Source organism: Oerskovia paurometabola (assembly GCF_016907365.1).
Lineage (GTDB): Bacteria > Actinomycetota > Actinomycetes > Actinomycetales > Cellulomonadaceae > Oerskovia > Oerskovia paurometabola.
Genome location: NZ_JAFBBV010000001.1, coordinates 474,447 through 494,639, shown reverse-complemented (window position 1 = coordinate 494,639; position 20,193 = coordinate 474,447). Strand labels below are relative to the sequence as shown.

Annotated in this window: 19 protein-coding genes; 11 read left to right on the top strand and 8 right to left on the bottom strand. The window is 72.1% G+C overall.

Annotated features, from left to right (window positions below):
• Positions 1 to 31: 31 nt before the first annotated feature.
• Complete coding sequence (locus JOD48_RS20030) at positions 32 to 1,510, top strand: sensor histidine kinase (RefSeq protein WP_204807113.1); 1,479 nt, start codon at positions 32 to 34, stop codon at positions 1,508 to 1,510.
• Positions 1,507 to 2,193, top strand: coding sequence for a response regulator (locus JOD48_RS02220; RefSeq protein ID WP_191789873.1), 687 nt, complete (start codon positions 1,507 to 1,509; stop codon positions 2,191 to 2,193). Before JOD48_RS20030 ends, JOD48_RS02220 begins: the two co-directional genes overlap by 4 nt.
• A gap of 96 nt (positions 2,194 to 2,289) precedes the next feature.
• Here JOD48_RS02220 and JOD48_RS02215 read toward each other — a convergent pair whose 3' ends face one another.
• From JOD48_RS02215 to JOD48_RS02205, 3 genes are all read right to left on the bottom strand, one after another.
• Positions 2,290 to 3,777, bottom strand: a complete 1,488-nt coding sequence (locus tag JOD48_RS02215; protein ID WP_204807110.1) for a sugar porter family MFS transporter — start codon at positions 3,775 to 3,777, stop codon at positions 2,290 to 2,292.
• Positions 3,778 to 4,061: 284 nt separating this feature from the next.
• Positions 4,062 to 5,423: an MFS transporter gene (locus JOD48_RS02210; RefSeq protein ID WP_204807108.1), complete on the bottom strand. Its 1,362-nt coding sequence runs from the start codon at positions 5,421 to 5,423 to the stop codon at positions 4,062 to 4,064.
• A 128-nt stretch (positions 5,424 to 5,551) separates the two neighbouring features.
• A complete protein-coding gene (locus JOD48_RS02205; RefSeq protein WP_204807106.1) occupies positions 5,552 to 6,238 on the bottom strand; it encodes a FadR/GntR family transcriptional regulator in 687 nt (228 codons plus the stop codon).
• A 130-nt stretch (positions 6,239 to 6,368) separates the two neighbouring features.
• Between JOD48_RS02205 and JOD48_RS02200 the strand changes: the two genes are divergently transcribed.
• Positions 6,369 to 6,995 carry a gluconokinase gene (locus tag JOD48_RS02200; RefSeq protein WP_204807104.1) on the top strand — a complete coding sequence of 209 codons (627 nt, stop codon included), beginning with the start codon at positions 6,369 to 6,371 and terminating at the stop codon, positions 6,993 to 6,995.
• On the top strand, positions 6,992 to 8,404 hold the full coding sequence (locus JOD48_RS02195) for a GntT/GntP/DsdX family permease (RefSeq protein ID WP_204807102.1): 1,413 nt from the start codon (positions 6,992 to 6,994) through the stop codon (positions 8,402 to 8,404). The genes JOD48_RS02200 and JOD48_RS02195 overlap by 4 nt, the downstream gene beginning before the upstream one ends.
• A 72-nt stretch (positions 8,405 to 8,476) precedes the next feature.
• On the opposite strand, the gene JOD48_RS02190 is transcribed toward JOD48_RS02195, so the two are convergent.
• The 3 genes from JOD48_RS02190 to JOD48_RS02180 all read right to left on the bottom strand — a co-directional run bounded on the left by JOD48_RS02190 (position 8,477) and on the right by JOD48_RS02180 (position 12,187).
• Positions 8,477 to 9,658, bottom strand: a complete 1,182-nt coding sequence (locus JOD48_RS02190) for a hypothetical protein (RefSeq protein ID WP_204807100.1) — start codon at positions 9,656 to 9,658, stop codon at positions 8,477 to 8,479.
• Positions 9,648 to 10,832 (bottom strand): hypothetical protein, encoded by a 1,185-nt coding sequence (locus JOD48_RS02185; RefSeq protein ID WP_204807098.1) that lies wholly within the window; start codon positions 10,830 to 10,832, stop codon positions 9,648 to 9,650. The genes JOD48_RS02190 and JOD48_RS02185 overlap by 11 nt, the downstream gene beginning before the upstream one ends.
• Positions 10,833 to 11,068: 236 nt before the next feature.
• Complete coding sequence (locus tag JOD48_RS02180) at positions 11,069 to 12,187, bottom strand: VIT1/CCC1 transporter family protein (protein WP_204807096.1); 1,119 nt, start codon at positions 12,185 to 12,187, stop codon at positions 11,069 to 11,071.
• A 123-nt stretch (positions 12,188 to 12,310) separates the two neighbouring features.
• Between JOD48_RS02180 and JOD48_RS02175 the strand changes: the two genes are divergently transcribed.
• The 7 genes from JOD48_RS02175 to JOD48_RS02145 all read left to right on the top strand — a co-directional run bounded on the left by JOD48_RS02175 (position 12,311) and on the right by JOD48_RS02145 (position 18,905).
• Positions 12,311 to 12,688, top strand: a complete 378-nt coding sequence (locus JOD48_RS02175; RefSeq protein WP_030151190.1) for an FKBP-type peptidyl-prolyl cis-trans isomerase — start codon at positions 12,311 to 12,313, stop codon at positions 12,686 to 12,688.
• 214 nt (positions 12,689 to 12,902) lie between these two features.
• Positions 12,903 to 13,496 (top strand): ribonuclease H family protein, encoded by a 594-nt coding sequence (locus JOD48_RS02170; protein WP_204807094.1) that lies wholly within the window; start codon positions 12,903 to 12,905, stop codon positions 13,494 to 13,496.
• A 138-nt stretch (positions 13,497 to 13,634) separates the two neighbouring features.
• Positions 13,635 to 14,603, top strand: coding sequence for a DNA-3-methyladenine glycosylase family protein (locus JOD48_RS02165; protein WP_239527311.1), 969 nt, complete (start codon positions 13,635 to 13,637; stop codon positions 14,601 to 14,603).
• Positions 14,604 to 14,859: 256 nt separating this feature from the next.
• Positions 14,860 to 15,918 (top strand): iron-siderophore ABC transporter substrate-binding protein, encoded by a 1,059-nt coding sequence (locus tag JOD48_RS02160; RefSeq protein ID WP_204807092.1) that lies wholly within the window; start codon positions 14,860 to 14,862, stop codon positions 15,916 to 15,918.
• 13 nt (positions 15,919 to 15,931) lie between these two features.
• Complete coding sequence (locus JOD48_RS02155; RefSeq protein WP_204807090.1) at positions 15,932 to 16,990, top strand: FecCD family ABC transporter permease; 1,059 nt, start codon at positions 15,932 to 15,934, stop codon at positions 16,988 to 16,990.
• On the top strand, positions 16,987 to 18,066 hold the full coding sequence (locus JOD48_RS02150) for a FecCD family ABC transporter permease (RefSeq protein WP_204807088.1): 1,080 nt from the start codon (positions 16,987 to 16,989) through the stop codon (positions 18,064 to 18,066). Before JOD48_RS02155 ends, JOD48_RS02150 begins: the two co-directional genes overlap by 4 nt.
• Before the next feature lie 2 nt (positions 18,067 to 18,068).
• Positions 18,069 to 18,905, top strand: a complete 837-nt coding sequence (locus tag JOD48_RS02145; RefSeq protein WP_204807086.1) for an ABC transporter ATP-binding protein — start codon at positions 18,069 to 18,071, stop codon at positions 18,903 to 18,905.
• Between the two features lie 144 nt (positions 18,906 to 19,049).
• Here the strand turns inward: JOD48_RS02145 and JOD48_RS02140 are convergent, their stop codons facing one another.
• Positions 19,050 to 19,208, bottom strand: a complete 159-nt coding sequence (locus JOD48_RS02140; RefSeq protein ID WP_191789886.1) for a hypothetical protein — start codon at positions 19,206 to 19,208, stop codon at positions 19,050 to 19,052.
• A 217-nt stretch (positions 19,209 to 19,425) separates the two neighbouring features.
• Positions 19,426 to 20,097: a DsbA family oxidoreductase gene (locus tag JOD48_RS02135; protein WP_191789887.1), complete on the bottom strand. Its 672-nt coding sequence runs from the start codon at positions 20,095 to 20,097 to the stop codon at positions 19,426 to 19,428.
• Positions 20,098 to 20,193: the final 96 nt, after the last annotated feature.

Here is a 20,193-nt window from a genome sequence, read left to right as displayed (position 1 = left end):
CCGGCCCGGGTAGCTGTGCTGAGATGGGGGCGTGCCCGACCCCCTGCCTGCGGCCGCCGACGCCGAGGCCCCGACCGCGCGCGCCGACACCGCGGCGCCGAGCCACACCTCGCGCGTGCGGCGCGTCGTGCGCCGGATCGACGCCGGGTTCCGTGACGACGGTCCGGCCGGCGACCCGTACGGAGCGGTCGGCACGTTCCTCATCGGGGTCGCGCTGCTCGCGGTCGGGGTGGTCTCGGTCTGGTCCATGTCGGCGTTCGTGCAGCCCGCCAACCGGTGGTGGCACGTCGTGCCCCTCGCGGTCGGCTGCCTGATCCTGCTCGCCAAGCGCCGGCACACCGCGCTCGCCCTCGTGGGTGGCACCCTCGTGGTCGTCGCCGACCTCCTGATCGGCGGCAGCCTCAGCATCCTCCTGGTCCTGTGGGAGCTGCTGTTCGCGTGCGGGCTCTACGGGAGCAAGCGGCTGCGGACGGTCGTCAACGTCGCCGTGTCGGTGCTCGTCGTCGCGGCCGCGGTGGCCACGGGCGAGTACTTCCGGGACGTGCAGGGCTTCGCCCTCGGGGGCATCCAGGCGGCGGCGATCATCGCGACGCCGCTGTGGTGGGCTGCGAACGTGCGGCAGAAGACCGATCTCGCGGTCCTGTCCGCCGAGCGGGCCGACCTCGAAGCACAGCGCGCCGACCTCGAGGCGCAGCGCGCCGCCGACCTGGAGCAGATCGCCGAGCTCGGTCAGCACGAGGCCGTGCGGGCCGAGCGCGCGGCCATGGCGCGCGACCTGCACGACGTCATCGCGTCGCACCTGTCGGCCATCGCGATCCACTCGGGGGCCGCGCTCGCGTCCCCTCCCGACGCGGTCAAGGACCGGGCGGCGCTCGAGCTCGTGCGGTCGAGCAGCATCACGTCGCTCGAGGAGATGCGGGCCATGATCCTGCTGCTGCGCTCGGACCTGACGCGCGACGGCCTCCCGTCGACGGTCGGTCCGGCCGACCCCGCGACCCGTGACGCACCGCACGGCACGGTGCTCGCGGGCGAGGCCGTCGCGGCCCCCGCGCGCCTCGCCCGGCTCGACGACGTGCTGTCGTCCGCGCGCGCCCAGGGCCTCACGGTCGAGGTCGAGGACCCCGGCGACGTCCGGTCGGTGCACCTGCCGTCGGCTCTCGACCAGGCTGCGCACCGGATCGTGCAGGAGGCGCTGACGAACGCCGCCAAGCATGCCCCGGGGTGCCGGGTGCGGGTTCTGCTCGGGCTGGCCGAGCCGCCCGAGCAGGTCCTCGCGGTCGAGGTCACGAGCACGCTGACCGCCCGCCCCGGGCCGCTGGCACCGAGCCTGAGCGCCCGCACCGGTCTCCTCACGATGCGCGAACGCGCCGAGGCGCTCGGCGGCACGTTCCGGGCGGGCCCGTCCGACGCGGGCGGCTCGTGGACCGTGCGGGCCGAGCTGCCGCTGTGCGGCCCGCCCCCGCCCCCGTCCTCCGCCGCCCGCCACGACTCCCCCGGAGCCCCCGCATGATCCGCGTCCTGCTCGCCGACGACCACGCCGCCATCCGCGCCGGGCTGCGCTTCCTGCTCGACTCCGCGCCGGACGTCGAGGTCGTGGGCGAGGCCTCCGACGGCGCCGCCGCGATCACCAACGCCCGCGCCCTGCGCCCCGAGGTCGTCCTCATGGACCTGCGCATGCCCGGCGTCGACGGCATCGAGGCGACGCGCACGATCGTCGCCGAGCGCCTCGCCGAGGTCCTCGTCCTCACGACGTTCGACCTCGACGAGTACGTCGACGAGGCCCTGCGCGCAGGAGCCGCGGGATTCCTGCTCAAGACCGCGGAGCCCGCCGCTCTCATCGACGCGGTCCGCCGCGTCGCGGCCGGGGACGGCGTCCTCGCACCGGAGGTCACGCGACGCCTCCTCGCGGCGTTCGCGTCCGCCCCGAGGCCCGACGGCGCCGCTCACCTCCCGGGGGGAGCGTCGCCGTCGGGCACGGGAACCCCGGGCGACCCGCGGCTGTCCGACCTGACCCCGCGCGAGACCGACGTGCTGGCGGCCCTGGGCCGCGGGCTGTCCAACCAGGGCATCGCCGACGCGCTCGTCATCAGCGAGGCCACCGCGAAGACCCACGTGTCGCGCGTGCTCGCCAAGCTCCAGGTCACGACCCGCATGCAGGCCGCGATCGTCGCCCGCGACACAGGACTCGCATAACGCACGCCCCCCGTCCCGCCGAGAAGTGAGTAGATGCCCCTGAACCGTGGGGTTCAGGGGCATCTACTCACTTCTCGGCAGGGACGAGACGGCGCGTCAGGCCGACTCGACGATGTGCCCGCGCTTGATGACGAAGTCGTCGCGCATGTCCTCGAGCTCCTTGCCGCGCGTCTCGGGGATCTTGTAGAAGACGAAGAACAGCGACAGCAGCGCGAAGAACGCGTAGAACGCGTACGCGAAGCTCAGGCCGATGTCGGCCAGCACGGGGAACGTCGTCGAGATCGCGAAGTTCGCGACCCACTGCGCGGCGGCAGCGACCGCGAGCGCGCTCGCCCGGATGCGGTTGGGGAACATCTCCCCCAGCAGCACCCAGACGACCGGCCCCCACGACGCCCCGAAGAACACCACGAACGCGTTGGCCGCGATGAGCGCGACCGTGGCCCAGGCGCCGTCGAGCGAGGCCGTGGACGTACCGTCGGAGGCCGTGGTCATCGTGGCCTGCGTGAACGCGATGGCCATCATGCCGAGCGAGACGAACATGCCCGTCGACCCCGCGAGGAGCAGGATGCGGCGGCCGATCCGGTCGATCAGGAGGATCGCCACGATCGTCACGACGATGTTCGTAACCGACGTGATGACAGAGGTCAGGAGCGCGTCGTCCTCGGAGAACCCGACCGACCGCCACAGCGTCGTCGAGTAGTAGAAGATCACGTTGATGCCGACGAACTGCTGGAAGACCGAGAGCAGGATGCCGACCCAGACGATCGGCTTGAGCCCCAGGCGCTTGCCCCGCAGGTCCTTGATCGACGCCTTCGTGTCCGACTTGAGAGAGTTCTCGATGTCCGCGATCTTGTGGTCGACGTCCTGGACCCCCGTGAACTCGCGCAGGACCTCGGCGGCCTTCTTCGTCTCGCCCTTCGCCACCAGGTAGCGGGGAGACTCGGGGATGCGCAGCGCGAACAGACCGTACGCGACCGCCGGGACGGCCGCGGCCATGAACATCCAGCGCCACGCCTCCTGACCCAGCCACAGCACGTTCGACGCGCCACCCGCGGCCCCCGCCAGCGCGGCGTCCGTGAGGAGCGAGGCGAAGATACCGGTCACGATCGCGAGCTGCTGCAGAGAGCCCAGCCGGCCGCGGATGCGCGCCGGGGACACCTCGGCGATGTACGCGGGAGCGATGACCGACGCCGCACCGATACCCAGACCCCCGACCACGCGCCAGATGATCAGGTCGACCACCGAGAACGCGAGACCCGAACCGAACGCCGACACGAAGAACAGTGCCGACGCGATGAGCATCACCTTGATGCGGCCGATCTTGTTCGCGACCGGCCCTGCGAACCAGGCACCCACCGCGCAGCCGATGAGCGCCGACGACACCGCGAAGCCGGTGATCGCCGCGTTCAGCTCGAACGTCTCGGACAGCGAGTCGACGGCCCCGTTGATCACGGCCGTGTCGAACCCGAACAGGAAGCCACCCAGTGCGGCGGCCAGGCTGATCCCGACGACCTTCTTGTTCAGCCGCTTGGCCCTGGCCTGGGCCTGTGCGTCCCCAGCCGCTCCCGCGTCGTTGCTGGTCATGACGACCCCCTCCGTGTCAGGTTGTCCTTTGACGATAGTGAGGAGAGGGCGTGGTCGCGCGGTGAGCGACCGTGGTGAGGGTCACGCAGCAGGTCACGTGCGGCGTCGGAGGGTCGACGTCGCCGCCATCACGCCGAGAGTGCAGTACGGGCTGTCTCTCAGCGTGCGGGACCGCCCGAGCTGCACGCTCGGTGAGCGGACCCACGCGTCCGGCGCGACGTCGTCGGGCACATGGGGACTCGGGGACACGGGCGCACCGGCGAGAGAGGCGAAACGGACCCGCTCTACGGCTCGGGGTGCAGCGCGTCGTACTTGAGGAAGCGCGGCTGCGCGCGCAGGATGAGCCACACCACGACGATGCAGGCCAGGCCTCCCGCGACCGCGGCCCACGCCTCGCCGAACCAGCTCGCCTGCGCACCGAGCACGACCTCGCCCAGCCGGGGGCCGCCCGCGACGACCACGATGAAGACCCCCTGGAGGCGGCCGCGCATGTCGTCGGGGGTCGCGGTCTGCAGGATCGTCTGGCGGAAGACCGCGCTCACGGCGTCGGACGCTCCGGCCAGGGCGAGCGCGACGCACGCCGCGACGAGCCCGCCGACGAGCACCTGCGAGGGTTCAGTCCGCCCGACGACGAGGAGCACCGCGCCGAACGCCGCGATCGACAGGCCCCACGCCGTGATGGCCCACGCGATCACGAGCCCTTGCCAACGCACGCGCGACAGGGCCCCGGAGAACACCCCGGCGAGCACCGCACCGACCGCGAAGGCCGCGCTCAGGACGCCCGTCGTGGTCTCGCCGCCCCCGATGAACAGGACGCCGACCGCGGGCAGCAGCACGCGCGGGAACGCGAGGATCATCGCGGCGAGGTCGACCAGGAAGGTCGTGCGGACGTTGGGCCGGGTCGCGAGGTAGCGCAGGCCGTCGACCACCGAGCTGATGCCGACGACCTTGCGGCGGGGCGTCGCTCCATCCCCCGCAGGGTTGTCAGGACCACCGTGGCCCGGAGTGCTCGCTGGTTCCGACACGTCGCTCGTGAGGACCGGCGGGATCGACGGCAGCCGCCACACGGCCCACAGCGCCGCCGCGAACAGCACCGCGTCGATCGTGTACGCGATCCCGTACCCCCACAGCGCCACGAGGAACGCCCCGAGCAGCGGTCCGACGGTCAGCGCGATGCTCCACGAGATCGTCTGGAGCGCGTTCGCGGCGGGCAGCAGCCGGGGCTCGACCAGGCGCGGGATGATCGCCGAGCGTGCGGGGTTGTTGATCGCGAACGCCGCGGACTGGAGCGCGACGAGCCCGTACAGGACCCCGACCGACCCGACGTCGAGCCACGCCTGGAGCGCGAGCAGCCCCGTGACGACCCACAGCGCCCACGACGCGAGGAGTGCGACCTTGCGGCGGTCGTACGCGTCGACGAGCGCGCCCCCGTACAGGCCGAGCGCCACGAGGGGCACGAGCGCGAAGATCCCGAGCACGCCGACCGCGAGCGTCGAGCCCGTGAGCGCGTAGACCTGCAGACCCACGGCGACGACCGTGAGCTGGGAGCCGAGGTTGGAGATCCCGAGCCCCCACCACAGCCGGCGGAAGGGCGGGGAGACGCGGAGCGGGGTCGTGTCGGCAAGGATGCCGTCGAGGCGGGGCACGACCGACGAGGCTACCTCGCACCGGCCAGAAAACCGTCTCCCGGGGCGACCGTCTCAGGAGGTGGGTCCTCCGCGCGCGGTGCCCGACGCCGTCGGGCCGTCCGGGCGACGGCCCGCGGTCGCCCGGTTCACTCCGCGAGCGCCGCCCGGACCTCGCCCACGAGCGCCGCCATGGCGCGCTCGGCCTCGACGGGGTCTCCCGCCGCGACGGCGCGGGCGACGGCCTCGTGCTCGTCGAGGGCCTCGGCGACGGGCGCCTGCGGCATGAGGCCCAGGTGCGTGCGCCCGGCGAGGACCTCGCCGACGACCTCGGTGAGCGCCGCGAACATCTCGTTGCCGCACGAGCGCAGGAGCAGGGCGTGCAGGCGGATGTCGAGCTGGAGGAACTCCTCGAGGTGCCCGGCCTCGCCGAGCTCGCGCATGCGCGCGGCGAGCTCGACGGCCTCGGTGCGGGCCTCGGGGGTCGCGTGCCGGGCGGCGCCGGCCGCGGCGAGGGGTTCGACGGCGCAGCGCAGCTCCGTGAGGGACCTGAGCTGGGCGTCGCGGCCGGGTCCGGCGAGGCGCCAGCGGATGATGCGGGCGTCGTAGACGTTCCAGTCCTGCTCGGGGAGGACGACGAGGCCGATGCGTCGGCCCGAGCGCACGAGGCCGAGCGCTTCAAGCTGGCGCATGGTCTCGCGGGTCACCGTGCGGGAGACGCCGAACTCGGTGCCGATCCCGTCGAGGGTCAGCGTGCTGCCCGCGGGGAGGTGACCTGCGGTGATGCGCTGACCGAGGACGTCGGTCACCGAGCTGTGGAGCACCGTCGCGGACATGGGTCGAGCCTACGGCGTCCGCCATTGGTCACACCATTGTTTGCCAAAGGTGATACCAATCATGCATGCTCGAACAGCGGCCGCAGAGGTCCGCGCACGACGCAGCAGTCGACAGGCCAAGGAACCCCTCATGGACACAGACGTCAGCCCCGCCCCGACACCGGGGAGCGAGACCGAACCCGTGCACCTCGTCATCATGGGCGTCGCAGGATCGGGCAAGACCACGGTCGCGACCCTGATCGCCGAGCGCACGCACCGCCCCTACGCCGAGGCCGACGAGTTCCACCCGCAGGCCAACATCGACAAGATGAGCGCGGGCACCCCGCTCACCGACGAGGACCGATGGCCCTGGCTCCGGGCGATGCGCGACTGGCTCGACGAGCAAGCCGCCGAGGGCGACTCCGCCGTCGTGACCTGCTCGGCGCTCAAGCGCACCTACCGCGACCTGCTCCGCACGGCCCACGGCCGCGTGCGGTTCGTGCACCTCACCGGGAGCCCCGAGCTCCTCGAGGAGCGCATGACCCACCGCAGCGGGCACTTCATGCCGGCGTCGCTCCTGCCGTCCCAGCTCGCGACGCTCGAACCCCTCGCGGACGACGAGGACGGGATCACGCTCGACGTCGGCACCCCGCCCGAGGAGCTCGTCGACCGGATCCTCGCGACCAGCGCCCTGCCCCACCCCACGATCCCCCGCTCGCCCCGCCACCTGGCGGGCGACCCCCGCACCGACACCGACACCGACACCGAGGAGCGATGATGCTCACCCTCGCCTCGCACCCGCTCGCCGCGGGCGCCCTGCGCGCAGCCACCGAGACCCCCACGACCGACGCCGGGACGGCCCAGCTGGTCCTCGCGGCGGTCGTCGGGATCGCGACGATCATCGTCCTGATCGTGTGGCTCAAGCTCCACCCGTTCCTGTCCCTCATGATCGGCTCGGCGGTCCTCGCGATCGTCGCGGGCATCGACTTCGTGAGCGCGTTCGTGAGCTTCTCGGCCGGGCTCGGCTCGACCGTCGCGGGGGTCGGCGTCCTCATCGCGCTCGGCGCGATCATCGGCAAGATGCTCATCGACTCGGGCGGCGCCGACCAGATCGTCGACACGATCCTCGCGCGCACGCCCGTGCAACGTCTGCCGTGGGCCATGGCGCTCATCGCGTTCGTGATCGGCATCCCGCTGTTCTTCGAGGTCGGCGTCGTCCTGCTCATCCCCGTCGTGATGATGGTGGCCCGCCGGTCCAAGGTCTCCCCGATCCTCGTCGGCATCCCGGCCCTCGCTGGCCTCTCGGCGCTGCACGGCCTCGTGCCCCCGCACCCCGGCCCGCTGCTCGCGATCGACGCGCTCGGCGCCAACCTCGGCCTGACGCTCGGGCTCGGCCTCCTCGTCGCGGTCCCGACCGTGATCGTCGCCGGGCCGCTGCTCGCCAAGCCGCTCGCCGTGTGGGTCAAGCTGCCCCCTCCCACGACCGTCCTGGGTGTGTCCGAGCGTGACCAGGACGCCCCGCGCCCGAGCTTCGCGATCGCCGTCACCGTGGTCCTGCTGCCCGTGATCCTCATGCTGGCCCGGACCGTCGTCGAGACGACCGGCACCCTCGACACGCCCGTCGGCAAGGGCCTCGAGTTCATCGGGACCCCGCTCGTCGCGCTGCTCATCACCTCGCTCGTGTCGCTCGTGGCGTTCGGCAGCGCGATGGGCCGCACGCTCGACGAGATCAGCACGCTCGTCGACAAGTCCTTCGCCCCGATCGCGGGCATCCTGCTCATCGTGGGCGCGGGTGGCGGGTTCAAGCAGACGCTCGTCGACTCGGGCGTGGGCGACGTCATCGCGAGCGGCATCTCCGACGCGAACCTCTCACCGCTCCTCGCGGGCTGGCTCGTCGCTGCCCTCATCCGCGTCGCGACCGGGTCCGCGACGGTCGCGACCATCACGGCCGCCGGGATCATGGCCCCGCTCGCTGTGGGCCTCGAGCCCACGCATGCCGCGCTGCTCGTCCTCGCGATCGGCGCGGGATCGGTGTTCCTGTCCCACGTCAACGACGCCGGCTTCTGGCTCATCAAGGAGTACTTCGGTATGACCGTGGGCCAGACGTTCAAGACGTGGTCCGTCATGGAGTGCGTGCTGTCCGTCGTGGCGCTGGTCGTGATCCTGCTGCTGGGCCTCGTCGTCTGACGCGCCTCCCTGAGGCCTGAGGCCCGACGGCGGAGCGCACCTCCGCCGTCGGGCCGCGGGGCCGCTCCTGCGTCAGCCGGGCTGAGCCCCGTCGAGAGCCCCCGCCCACGAGAACGAGCACTCCTCGATCCCGACGCCGTCGCGCCAGCGGTAGAACAGGCGACGGTCGGTCGAGTACTGCCACACGGTGGCCTTGGCACCGGTCGTGAATTCCTCGACAACGCCCCCGAGCTCGAACCTGGTCTCTGGCAGGTGCTCGACGACGCTCCCGTCAAGCCGGACGAGGGACGCCCCGTTCGCGTTCAGGGCCACGAGGTGCCCCGTCGCCTTGTCGTAGTGCAGCTCACCGCGAACCTCGCCGTGCTCGTCGAGGGGGAACACGTCGCAATCCACCGCGACCGGATCGATCCAGCGTTTCTCGCCGTCCCTGGTGAGCGGGGAGGGGATCGTGAAGATACCGAGCTGCTTGTACTCGTACCCCTGCTCGGCGACGTCCTCCTCGTCGAAGAAGAACCCCCCGAGGACCCGGTCGTCCATGGCCATGGCGAACGTGGCGTCGTCGATGAACGCGATCGACCTGTTGAACCCGCTCATGCCGCCCTCGGCGTGGGCACCGCTGGCGCCCCAGTCGGTGAGGAATTCCTCGACCGTGTAGATCTGCACCTGGGGGTCTGGCATGTCGTAGTTGTCGGATTGGCAGAGGAAGTGCCGCGAGTCCGGTGAGACGAGTGGCGACGAGACCGCCAACCAGGACCAGTTCTCCTCCTCGATCTCCCACCCGCCCGGAGCGTTCCGGTCACCGACGCCCCGGCGGTACATCTCCCGATCGGTCAGGAGCTCCCCCGATTCGACGTCGAAGACGTCCAGCCGGTTCCACGCAGTCGGCGCGATCAGCAAGGTGCGCCCCTCACGCTCCACGAACCCGACGGAGTGCTCCGGGTAGCCGTCGTCGAGCACCCGGCTGTGCTCCCGCACCAGCCCGGTGACGGTGTTCACGAGTGTCGCGTTCTCGCCGAACCGCTCGGCGACCCACACCCACGAGCCGTGCACGTACAGCAGCACCTCGAGCGGCCTGCCCTCCCAGTACCCCGGCCCCCGAATCTCCCGGATGCACGGCACCTCGCACACGACCTCGGCCTCCGGCCCGCGCCCGACCGTCGACAGCAGCCGCCCGTCGGCCACCACGAAGAACCCCGGGCCGTCGTCCGCCGCGGCGACGGCGCGCACCGCGCTGGTTCTCAGGTCAACGGTCATTCGTTTCCACTCCTTCGAGGCCAGGTCGGCCAGACGCCCCGTCGGGGGCCCCCGCCCACGAGAACGACCGCTCCTCGATCCCGACGCCGTCGCGCCACCGGTAGAACACGCGGCGGTCCGCCGCGTATCGCCATCCCTCGCCCTCACCGTCGTCGAACACCCCGAGGGAAGGGCTGAGGCCGGGCAGGCGCTCGACGACACTCCCGTCGAGCCTGACGAGGAACGCGCCGTGAGCGTTCAGGGCGACGAGGTGGCCGGTGACGGGGTCATAGTGCAGCTCCCCCCTGACCTCACCCTTCTTGCCGAGGGGGAACGCGTCGCAGTCCACCCCGACCGGATCGATCCAGCCATTCCCCGGGAGCGGGGACGGGATCGTGAAGATGCCGAGCTGCTTGTACTCGTACCCCTGCTCGGCGAGATCCTCCTCGTCCCAGAAGAACTCCCCGAGGACCAGGTCGTCCATGGCCATGGCGAACGTGGTGTCGTCGATGAACGTCAGCGGCCTGGTAGTGCTCATCCCACGGCCGTCGATGTGCGTCGCGCTGGCCTCCCAGCCTTGCAGAAAGCCGTCGACGGAGTACACGCCGACCGTGTCCTGCATCTGATAGGCCTCGCAGAGGAAGTAGGCAGAGCTCGGAGCAACATGCAAAGAGCCGGTGCGCAACCAGGACCAGTTCTTGCTCTCGACCTTCCACACGCCTTCCTCGTTCGGCTCACCGACCGTCCGCGAGTACATCTCACGGTCGGTCAAGAGGTCTCCGGTCTCAGCGTCGAAGATGTCCAACCTGTTGAACCCCGTCTGGGCGATCAGCAGGGTTCGCCCGTCGCGCTCCAAGAACCCCGCGGAGAAGGGAAGGGGGTTGTAGTGGGCGAACGTCCGGAAGAACTCACGCACCAGCCCAGTGGAGGTGTTCACCAATGTCGCGTGCTCGCCGTAGTTCTCGGTGACGCACACCCACGGTCCGTGCACGTACAGCCGCAATTCGAGCGGATTGTCCTGCCAGTACCCACCTTCCCACTCCTCCCGGATGTTCGGCAGCTCGCACACGACCTCCGCCTCCGGACCGCGCCCGTCGGTCAGGAACAGCCGCCCGTCGGCCACGACGAAGTACCCGACCCCATCGTCCGCGGCAGCAACCGCCCGCACCGCGGCAGTCCTCAGGTCAACGGTCATCAGCGCGGTCTCCTCGGGGCCTTCGACGGTCGGAGGCACCGGGACGCAGGCGGTGGGCCGACCGAGCGTCGTCGCCCACACCGCCGGGGCGCCCTGCCGCCACCGAGTGTGCGGCGAGTATCGACGCACACCGGCGGTCAGCGCAAGGAGGACATGTCCGGCACGCGAGTTCTCGTCCGCCACAGGGCCCCCACCCAAGGACCGAGGCGCGCTCCGCCGTCGGGCCTCGGAAACGACTACGCGACCGTCGCCCCGAAGACCAGGCCCAGCGCGTACGTCGCGGCCGCGGCGCCGAACCCGATCGCGAGCTGGCGCAGCGCCCGCTTGATCGGCGAGGCGCCCGAAAGCAGCCCGACCGTGGCGCCCGTCCCGAGCAGCGCGAGCCCCACGAGTCCGCTCCCGACGAGCACCGCGACCCCGCCCTGGAGGCCGAACAGGTACGGCAGCACGGGGATGAGCGCGCCCGACGCGAAGAACAGGAACGAGGACACCGCGGCGCCCATCGCAGAGCCGTGCGTCTCGAACTCGTCCCCCTCCACCGCCGGCGCGATCACGGTCGCGGCCGTGTACGTCGACAGGACCTCGCCCGCGTGCCTCTCGGCCTCGTCGGGTGCGAGGCCCCGCGCCCGGTAGACGAGCGCGAGCTCGTTGGCGTCGACGTCGAGGTGCGGCAGGGCCGCGGACGCCAGCGGCGAAGGCGTCGACGCGTCGAGCAGCTCGCGCTGCGAGCGCACCGACACGTACTCGCCCGCACCCATCGACAGGGCGCCCGCCAGCAGACCTGCGAGGCCCGACAGCAGCACGGTCGCGTTCGACGCACCCGACGCCCCGATCCCGAGGATCAGCGCGAGGTTGGACACCAGGCCGTCGTTCGCGCCGAACACCGCGGCCCGGAACGTCCCCGACATGCGCATGCGCCCGCGCGTCGCGAGGCCGCGCACGACCTCCTCGTGGATGCGCTCGTCGGCCGCCATCGTGGCGGTCGCGTCGACGTCGGTCTCGTACGACGACCGGGCCTCGGCCCGCTGCGCGAGCGCGAGCACGAACACCCCGCCGAACCGGCGCGCGAACAGCCCGAGCGACCGCGTGCGCCAGTCGCCGCGCAGCGGCTTGCCCACGTCGTCGCCGAGCAGCGCGAGCCAGTGGTCCTCGTGCCGCTTCTCGGCGTCGGCGAGCGCCAGGAGGATCTGCTTCTCCTCGCCCGTGCGGCGCGAGGCCAGGTCACGGTAGGTCGCGGCCTCGGCACGCTCGTCGGCCAGGTAGCGGCGCCAGCGGCGGATGTCCTGAGGTGTCCGACGGCGGTCCGCACCTGCGTTCGCGGGCACGCCGGAGGTCGGGGTGGCGGGGGGAGTCATGCGTTCATCATGGCAAGAAATGGGCCTCCGTGGGTTTCGGGATCCCCAACTTTTCCGCACGGTTCTGCGGTTCGCGGGAGTTGCGACAGCCCGCGCAGCGGCGGGGCGTGGTTGGATCGGAACATGTCCGAGAACACCGAACGCACCCGTCCTGAGGTCGACGCCCCCGAGGGCCCGGCCCCCACCGAGCTCGAGGTCACCGACCTGATCGTCGGCGACGGCGCCGAGGCGCAGCCCGGCTCGACCGTCAACGTCCACTACCTGGGCGTCGAGTACGACTCCGGCGAGGAGTTCGACTCGTCCTGGAGCCGCGGCCAGTCCATCAACTTCCCGCTGCGCAGCCTCATCGCCGGCTGGCAGCAGGGCATCCCGGGGATGAAGGTCGGCGGGCGCCGCAAGCTCGTCTGCCCCCCGGAGCTCGCCTACGGCCCGGCCGGTGGCGGCCACCGCCTGTCCGGCAAGACGCTCGTCTTCGTGATCGACCTGCTCGGCGTCAGCTGAGCCCTGGTCACGTGGCGCCCCCGCTCCCCCGGTCACCGGTGGGGGCGGGGGCGCTGTGCGTGTACCGGCCCGGGGCTGTCAGAACCAGCGTGAGGTCTGGGTCACGCTCGCTCCGACATCACCCGCGGGCGCGCGAGCCGCGGTCCTCGGGCCTCGGAAAGTCGGGGACAATGGGCCCGACGGACTTCCGACTCCGATGAGCGAGGACGCACAAGTGATCACTGTCAGCACCGACGGCTCGTGCCTGGTCAACCCGGGTGGAGCGATCGGTTGGGCGTGGATCAACCACGACGGAACCTTCGACTCGGGCGGCGCAGCCTCCGGGACGAACCAGATCGCGGAGCTCATGGCTCTGCTGGAAGCGGTACGCGCCCACCCCAGCGCCGAGCCGCTCCTCATCGAGTCCGACTCCCAGTACGCCATCAAGTGCGCGTCGGAGTGGCTCGAAGGATGGAAGCGCAAGGGCTGGCGGACCGCCGGTGGCAGCCCCGTGAAGAACCTCGAGCTCGTGCAGGGCATCGAGGCCGCGATCACGGCCCGACCCGGACCGGTGCGTTTCCGGTGGGTGCGCGGGCACGTCGGCAACCACTTCAACGAGCGGGCCGACCAGCTCGCGGGCCTCGCGGCGCAGGACTGGGCCGCTGGTCGTGGCGAGGAGCGCGCAACGCTCGCGGGGACGGACGACCTCGTGGCCGCGCCTGCGGCGAAGCGCCCGGCAGCGGCTGCTCGCCCTGCAGCCAAGGTCGGGGCCACCGCTGCGAGCCGCGCCGCCGCCGAGGCCTGGACCGAGTCGACGCTCTTCGACTGACCCACGCGAGCTGCCGAGAACGGGTTTGAGGTCGCCACCGCGTCGGTGGCGACCTCAAACCCGTTCTGGACCCACGCGCCGAGCCCGGCCGGTTCACGGGCGCCCAGGACGCCCAGGCTCCGGTGCGACACTGGGGCGATGACCGCGTCCCCGCTCTCCGCCCCGGCCTTCGCAGGGCCTGGGGCTGCCGACGCGCTCCCCCTCGCCCTGCGCTCCGAGCGCCCGCTCGACCTGCGGTCGACGCTCGCGAAGCTCGCCCGCGGCCCCTACGACCCCACGTTCCGCGTCGTGCCGGGCGGCCCGCACGCCGGGACCTGGCGCACGAGCCTCTTCCCCACCGGCCCCGTGACCTACCGGCTGGTGCAGGCGGGGGCGCGTGACGTCGTCGGGCAGGCGTGGGGGCCGGGGTCAGGCGAGCTCGCCGCGTCGCTCCCGTCGCTCCTCGGCGAGCCCGACGACGCAGCCTCCTTCGAGCCTCCCGCTCGCCTCCGCGACGCGCACCGCCGCCACCCCGGGCTGCGTGTCCCCCGCACCGGGCGGGTGCTCGAGGCCCTGGTGCCTGCCGTCCTGGAGCAGAAGGTGCAGGTCGTGACCGCGCACCACGCGTGGCGCTGGTTGCTCGCTCGCTACGGGACGCCCGCGCCGGGGCCTGCGCCCGACGGCATGCGCGTGGTGCCCGACGCACGGACCTGGGCGACGATCCCCACGTGGGACTGGCACCGGGCCGGCGTCGACCCGCGGCGGGCGCGGACCGTCGTCGAGTGCGCACGCGTCGCCCGGCGGCTCGAGGAGTGCGCGGTGATGGACCCGGCCGCGGCGCAGGCGCGGTTGCAGCTCGTGCCCGGGGTCGGGGTGTGGACGGCCGCGGAGGTGGCGCAGCGGGCGCTCGGGGACGCGGACGCGGTGTCGGTCGGGGACTTCCACCTGGCCAAGGCCGTCGGGTGGGCGCTGACCGGCGAACGGACCGACGACCTTGGGATGCTGGCGCTGCTCGCGCCCTACGCGCCGCACCGGTACCGGGTCGTGCGGCTGCTCGAGGTGTCGGGACTGGGGCACGCGCCGCGGCGCGGTCCGAGGCTCTCGATCCAGGACCACCGGGCCAACTGAGCACGAGGTTCCGTGCGGTCGAGCACGAGGTTGCGGTCACCAAGCCGGTCATAACGACCGCAACCTCGTGCTCGGCACCAGCACACCGACCACCCCCGGACGGCAGTTCCGCGACACACCCCGGCCGGGAGATGACAGGACGTTGTGAACCATCCCACTGGGTCGCGCGGGCCCCCTTCGTCGAGGGCTCCCAGGTCATGAGGTTAGCCTTACCTCTAGCACCACCACCCCCGTGCAGCACCGACCGAGGAGCATCATGTCTCGCACCGTCTCTCGACGGCTCCGGCCCGCAGCGCTGGTCGCCGCGACCGTCGCCACCGCGTTCGCCCTGGGAGCCTGCTCCGGCGGGTCCACCGGCGACGCCTCGTCGCCCGCGGCCGACAGCACCGCGTCCGAGGGCGCCTTCCCCGTGACGATCGACAGCGCTCTCGGCGAGGCCGTCATCGAGGAGAAGCCCGAGCGCGTCGTGACGTGGGGCTGGTCGACGCAGGACGCCGTCCTCGCGCTCGGCGTCGTGCCCGTCGCGATGCCCGCCTACAAGTACGGCGGCAACGCCGACGGCGTGCTCCCCTGGGTCGCCTCGACGCTCGACGAGATGGGCGCCGAGACGCCGACCCTCCTCTCGGGCGGCGACACGAGCGAGGTGCCGTTCGAGGAGGTCGTGGCCGCCAAGCCCGACGTCATCCTGGCCCCCTACTCGGGCATCACGCAGGAGGAGTTCGACAAGCTCTCCAAGATCGCACCCGTCGTCGCGTACCCGGACGAGCCGTGGTCCCTGTCGTGGCAGGACCAGCTCGACATCGTCGGCGAGGCCCTGGGCCTGTCCGACGAGGCCGACGCCCTGCTCCAGGAGACGGACGCCGGCATCGCCGCGCAGTCGGACGCCTACCCGGTCATCAAGGACAAGTCCTTCTTCTACGCGGCCGCCAACACGGCCGACCAGCTCAACGTCTACCGCGCCGGGGACCCGCGCGTGCAGGTCGTCGAGGACCTCGGCATGACGCTCTCCCCGAGCGTCGCGGAGCTCGACGCCGACCCGTCGTCCGGGACGTTCTGGTACCCGCTGAGCTACGAGAACGTCTCCAAGATCGAGACCGACGTCCTCATCATGTACTTCGCGACACAGGCCGACGTCGACACGTTCGTGGCCGACCCGGTCATCGCCGCGATGCCCGCGGTCGCCGAGGGCCGTTTCGCCCCGATCGTGGGCGAGTCGTTCGTCATGGCGTCGAGCGCCCCCACGGTCCTGTCCATCCCGTGGATGCTGGACCAGTACGTGCCGCAGCTCGCGACCGCCGCCGAGAAGGTGTCGTAGTCTCACACCACTCATGAGCACGACCCACAGCACAGACGCCGGCACGGGCCGGGCGACCTCTCGTCGCCCGGCCCGTGCTCGGCGTCTCGTCGTCGGGCTCGTCGTCCTGGTCGTGGCGCTCGCCGCGGTGTGCGCGCTGAGCCTCGCGGTCGGGGCCAACGCCCTGCCGCTGAGCGTCGTCATGGACGCCCTCACGAGCTACGACCCGACCAACCCCGACCACCTCGTCGTGATCGAGAAGCGCGTGCCCCGCACGCTCGTGGGCCTCGTCGCGGGGGCCGCGCTCGGCGCAGCGGGCACGCTCATGCAGGGTCTGACGCGCAACCCGCTCGCCGACCCGGGCCTGCTCGGCATCAGCGCGGGCGCGTCGCTCTTCGTGGTCGGTGCGATCTCGTTCTTCGGGGTCTCGCAGGTCGGCGGCTACGTGTGGTTCGCATTCGCGGGCGCTGCGGTCGCGGCGGCCGTGGTCTACGGGGTCGCGAGCGTGGGGCGCGAGGGCGCGACCCCGGTCAAGCTCGCCCTCGCCGGTGCTGCCGTCACGGCGGCGCTGACGTCGGTCGTGACGGCGGTCCTCCTGGTCGACCGCGCCGCGCTCGACCTCATGCGCTTCTGGCAGGTCGGATCGCTCGCGGCGCGCGGCTCGGCCGTCGTGTGGCAGGTGCTGCCGTTCGTCGTCGTGGGCCTGGTGCTGGCGCTCGCGCTCGGGCGCTCGCTCAACGGCCTGGCCCTGGGAGACGACGTCGCACGCGGCCTCGGGCAGGACGTGACCCGCACGCGCGTGGTCGCTGGCGTCGCGATCGTGCTGCTGTGCGGGGCCGCGACCGCGGCCGTGGGACCCGTGGCCTTCGTGGGGCTCGTCGTCCCGCACGTGGCGCGCTACGTCGTCGGGCTGGACTACCGGTGGGTGCTGCCGTACGCGGCCGTCGCGGCGCCCGTGCTGCTCATCGGGTGCGACGTGATCGGGCGTGTCGTGGCGCGCCCTGGCGAGCTGCAGGCGGGCGTGGTCACGGCGGTCGTGGGCGCGCCCCTGTTCATCGCGCTCGTGCGGCGCGGGAAGACGGTGTCGCTGTGAGCGCCCCGGCCACGGCCCCGCACGGCCTGCCCGACGGCGCCGCCCACCAGGGTGTCGACGTCGCCCGGGCCTCGCGTCACCGCGGGCGCCTGCGCGAGGCGCGGCTCGTGACGGGCCTGTCGGTCGCGCTCGTCGTGCTCGCCGCGGTCGGGATGACGCTGGGCGACGCGTCCGTCCCGCTGTCCGGCATCCTCGACACCGTCCTGGGCCGCGCCGACGTCCTCACGCAGTTCGTGATCGTCGAGCTGCGCCTGCCGCGTCTCCTCACGGCCCTGGTCGTGGGGGCCGCGCTGGGCCTGTCGGGCGCGCTCTTCCAGTCGATCGTGCGCAACCCGCTCGCGAGCCCCGACATCATCGGGATCACGCAGAGCGCGAGTGCCGCGGGAGTCCTGGGCGTCGTCGTGCTGGGCATCAGCGGGCTCGCGCTCACGGGGCTGGTGCTCGTCGGGTCGCTCGTCGCGGCCGTCGCGATCTACCTGCTCGCGTGGCGCGGCGGCGTGGCCGGGTACCGGCTCGTCCTGATCGGGATCGGCGTCGCGGCCCTGTGCATGAGCGTGGTCTCGTGGGTCCTCACGACGAGCGACGTGCGCGACGCGCAGGCCGCGCTCGTGTGGATCACGGGCTCGCTCGCCCGCTCCGACTGGTCGACGCTCAACCCGCTGCTCGTCGGCTTCGTGGTGCTCGTACCGCTCACGGCCTACCTGGCTCCGCGGCTGCGCTCGCTCGAGCTGGGTGACGACGCCGCGGCCGCGCTCGGCATCCGCGTCGAACGCTCCCGTCTCCTGCTGATCCTCGTGGCCGTGGGCCTCGCGGGCTCGGCCGTCGCGGTCGTGGGCCCGGTCGCGTTCGTCGCGCTCGTCGCGGCCCCCATCGCGCGCCGCACGCTCGGCGACGGGCGGCTCGCGCTCGTGCCCGCGGCCCTCGTGGGCGCGCTGCTCGTGCTCGGGTCCGACCTCGTCGCACAGTTCGCGATCCCCGACGTGACGCTGCCCGTCGGCGTCGTCACGGGCATCGTCGGCGCCCCCTACCTGCTGTGGCTGCTCGTGCGCACCAACCGTTCCGGACGCGGAGGCTGAGAATGACCGACCACCCCGAGACCTCCGGGGGCGCGCGCACCGCCGGGACGCACACGCTCGCGGCCGACCACGTGTCGCTCGCCTACGACGAGCGCCTCGTCGTCGAGGACCTCAGCCTCACGATCGCGGCCGGGAAGATCACGTCGATCGTCGGCTCCAACGGGTGCGGCAAGTCGACGCTGCTGCGCGGCCTCGCGCGCCTGCTCAAGCCCGTGGGCGGGGCCGTCCTGCTCGACGGCGAGAACATCCGCACGCTGCCCACCAAGCAGGTCGCGACCACGCTCGGCCTGCTGCCGCAGAGTCCCGTGGCCCCCGACGGCATCACCGTCGCGGACCTCGTGGGTCGCGGCCGCTACCCCCACCAGGGCTGGTTCCGGCGATGGACCGCGGACGACGACGAGGCCGTGGCCGACGCGCTCGCCTCGACCGGGACGCTCGACCTCGCCGAGCGGTCCGTGGACGAGCTGTCGGGCGGGCAGCGGCAGCGCGTGTGGATCGCCATGGCGCTCGCTCAGCGCACCGACCTGCTGCTGCTCGACGAGCCGACGACGTTCCTCGACATCGCCCACCAGATCGACGTGCTCGACCTCCTCGTCGACCTCAACACCTCGCGCGGGACCACGGTCGTCATGGTGCTGCACGACCTCGACATGGCGTGCCGCTACTCCGACCGCCTCGTCGCGATGCGCGACGGCAAGGTGCACACCGAGGGGGCACCGGGCGACGTCGTCGACGCGCAGATGGTGCGCGAGGTGTTCGGCCTGGACTCGCTCGTCGTGCCCGACCCGATCACGGGGACCCCGACGCTCGTGCCGATGGGCCGCCACCACCGGGGCTGAGTCGCTCGCGCTGCCGATCAGACAGGCGCGGCCCCGCCCCGGGTGTGACGAACGGGTGGTCAGCGGTCGCACGCGGCGACCCGTTCGTCACACCCGGCGCAGGGCCGGGCATCTGTCGGCGGTAGGCCGAGAATCGGCCGGTGATCACTCGGGGAGAGCGCACACCCCGTCGACGCACACAGCGCCGTCGTCGCTGCCGACCATCGTGAACGGCGCGGCGGCCTCGGCGGCCGAGACCGTCATGAGGGTCGTGCGGCGCGGGTTCGCGATCGAGTGGAAGAGGTTTTCCTGGGTGTCAGTCATGGGATCTCCTGATGTCACGTGCTGCGGTGCTCGTGGGTGGTGGGATGGCCGGCCGTCTCGACGGGCGGACGCCTGCGGGGCCACCGGGACCAGCGACGCTGCGGGTTTCCGACAGTCTGGCTGATACTCGGTCGCATTCGCTACCGCTCCTGTTGTGATCTCGGTCGCATTCCACGTGGTAGGTGGAGGCGTCCGAGGCCACGGTCGAACCGGGGCGTCAGGCCACGGACTCGGCGGCGTCCGCGACGACCTGGTCGAGGACCTGCGTGAAGACGGCCGGGTCCTGCGCGCCCGAGACCCCGTACTTGCCGTTGAACACGAAGAACGGGACGCCGCTGATGCCGTAGGCGCGGGCCTGCGCGATGTCCTGCTCGACGTCGTCCGCGAAGTCGCCGTTCTCGAGGGCCGTGCGGACCTCGTCCGCGTCGAGCCCGACCTCGGTCGCCAGTGCGACGAGCTCGTCGATGCGGCCGACGTGGCGTCCCTGCTCGAAGTAGGCCTTGAGGAGGCGCTCCTTCATCTCGACCTGCTTGCCGCGCGACTTCGCGAGGTGCAGCAGCTCGTGCGCCTTGAGGGTCTTGGTGTGCTGGAGGGCGTCGAAGTCGTACGTGAGGCCCTCCGCAGCGGCGACCGTCGTCATCTGTCCGAGCATCTGCTCGACCTGCCCCTTGGGCATGCCCTTGTGCTTGGCCAGGAAGTCGACCTCGGTCCCCTCGAAGTCGACCGGGGTGTCCGGCGCGAGCTCGAACGAGTGGTACTCGATCTCCACCTCGGGGGCGTCGTCGCGGCCCGCGAACCCGGCCAGCGCCGTCTCGAAACGGCGCTTGCCGACGTAGCACCAGGGGCACGCAACGTCGGACCAGATGTCGACCTTCACCTTTTCGCTCATGCCCGTTCTCAACCGCGGCGACGGGCCGGGGATTCCCCCGGAAGGGTGTGATCCTGCCGACGCCTCTCCGGTTGCGGGCCGTCCAGCTCTGTGACG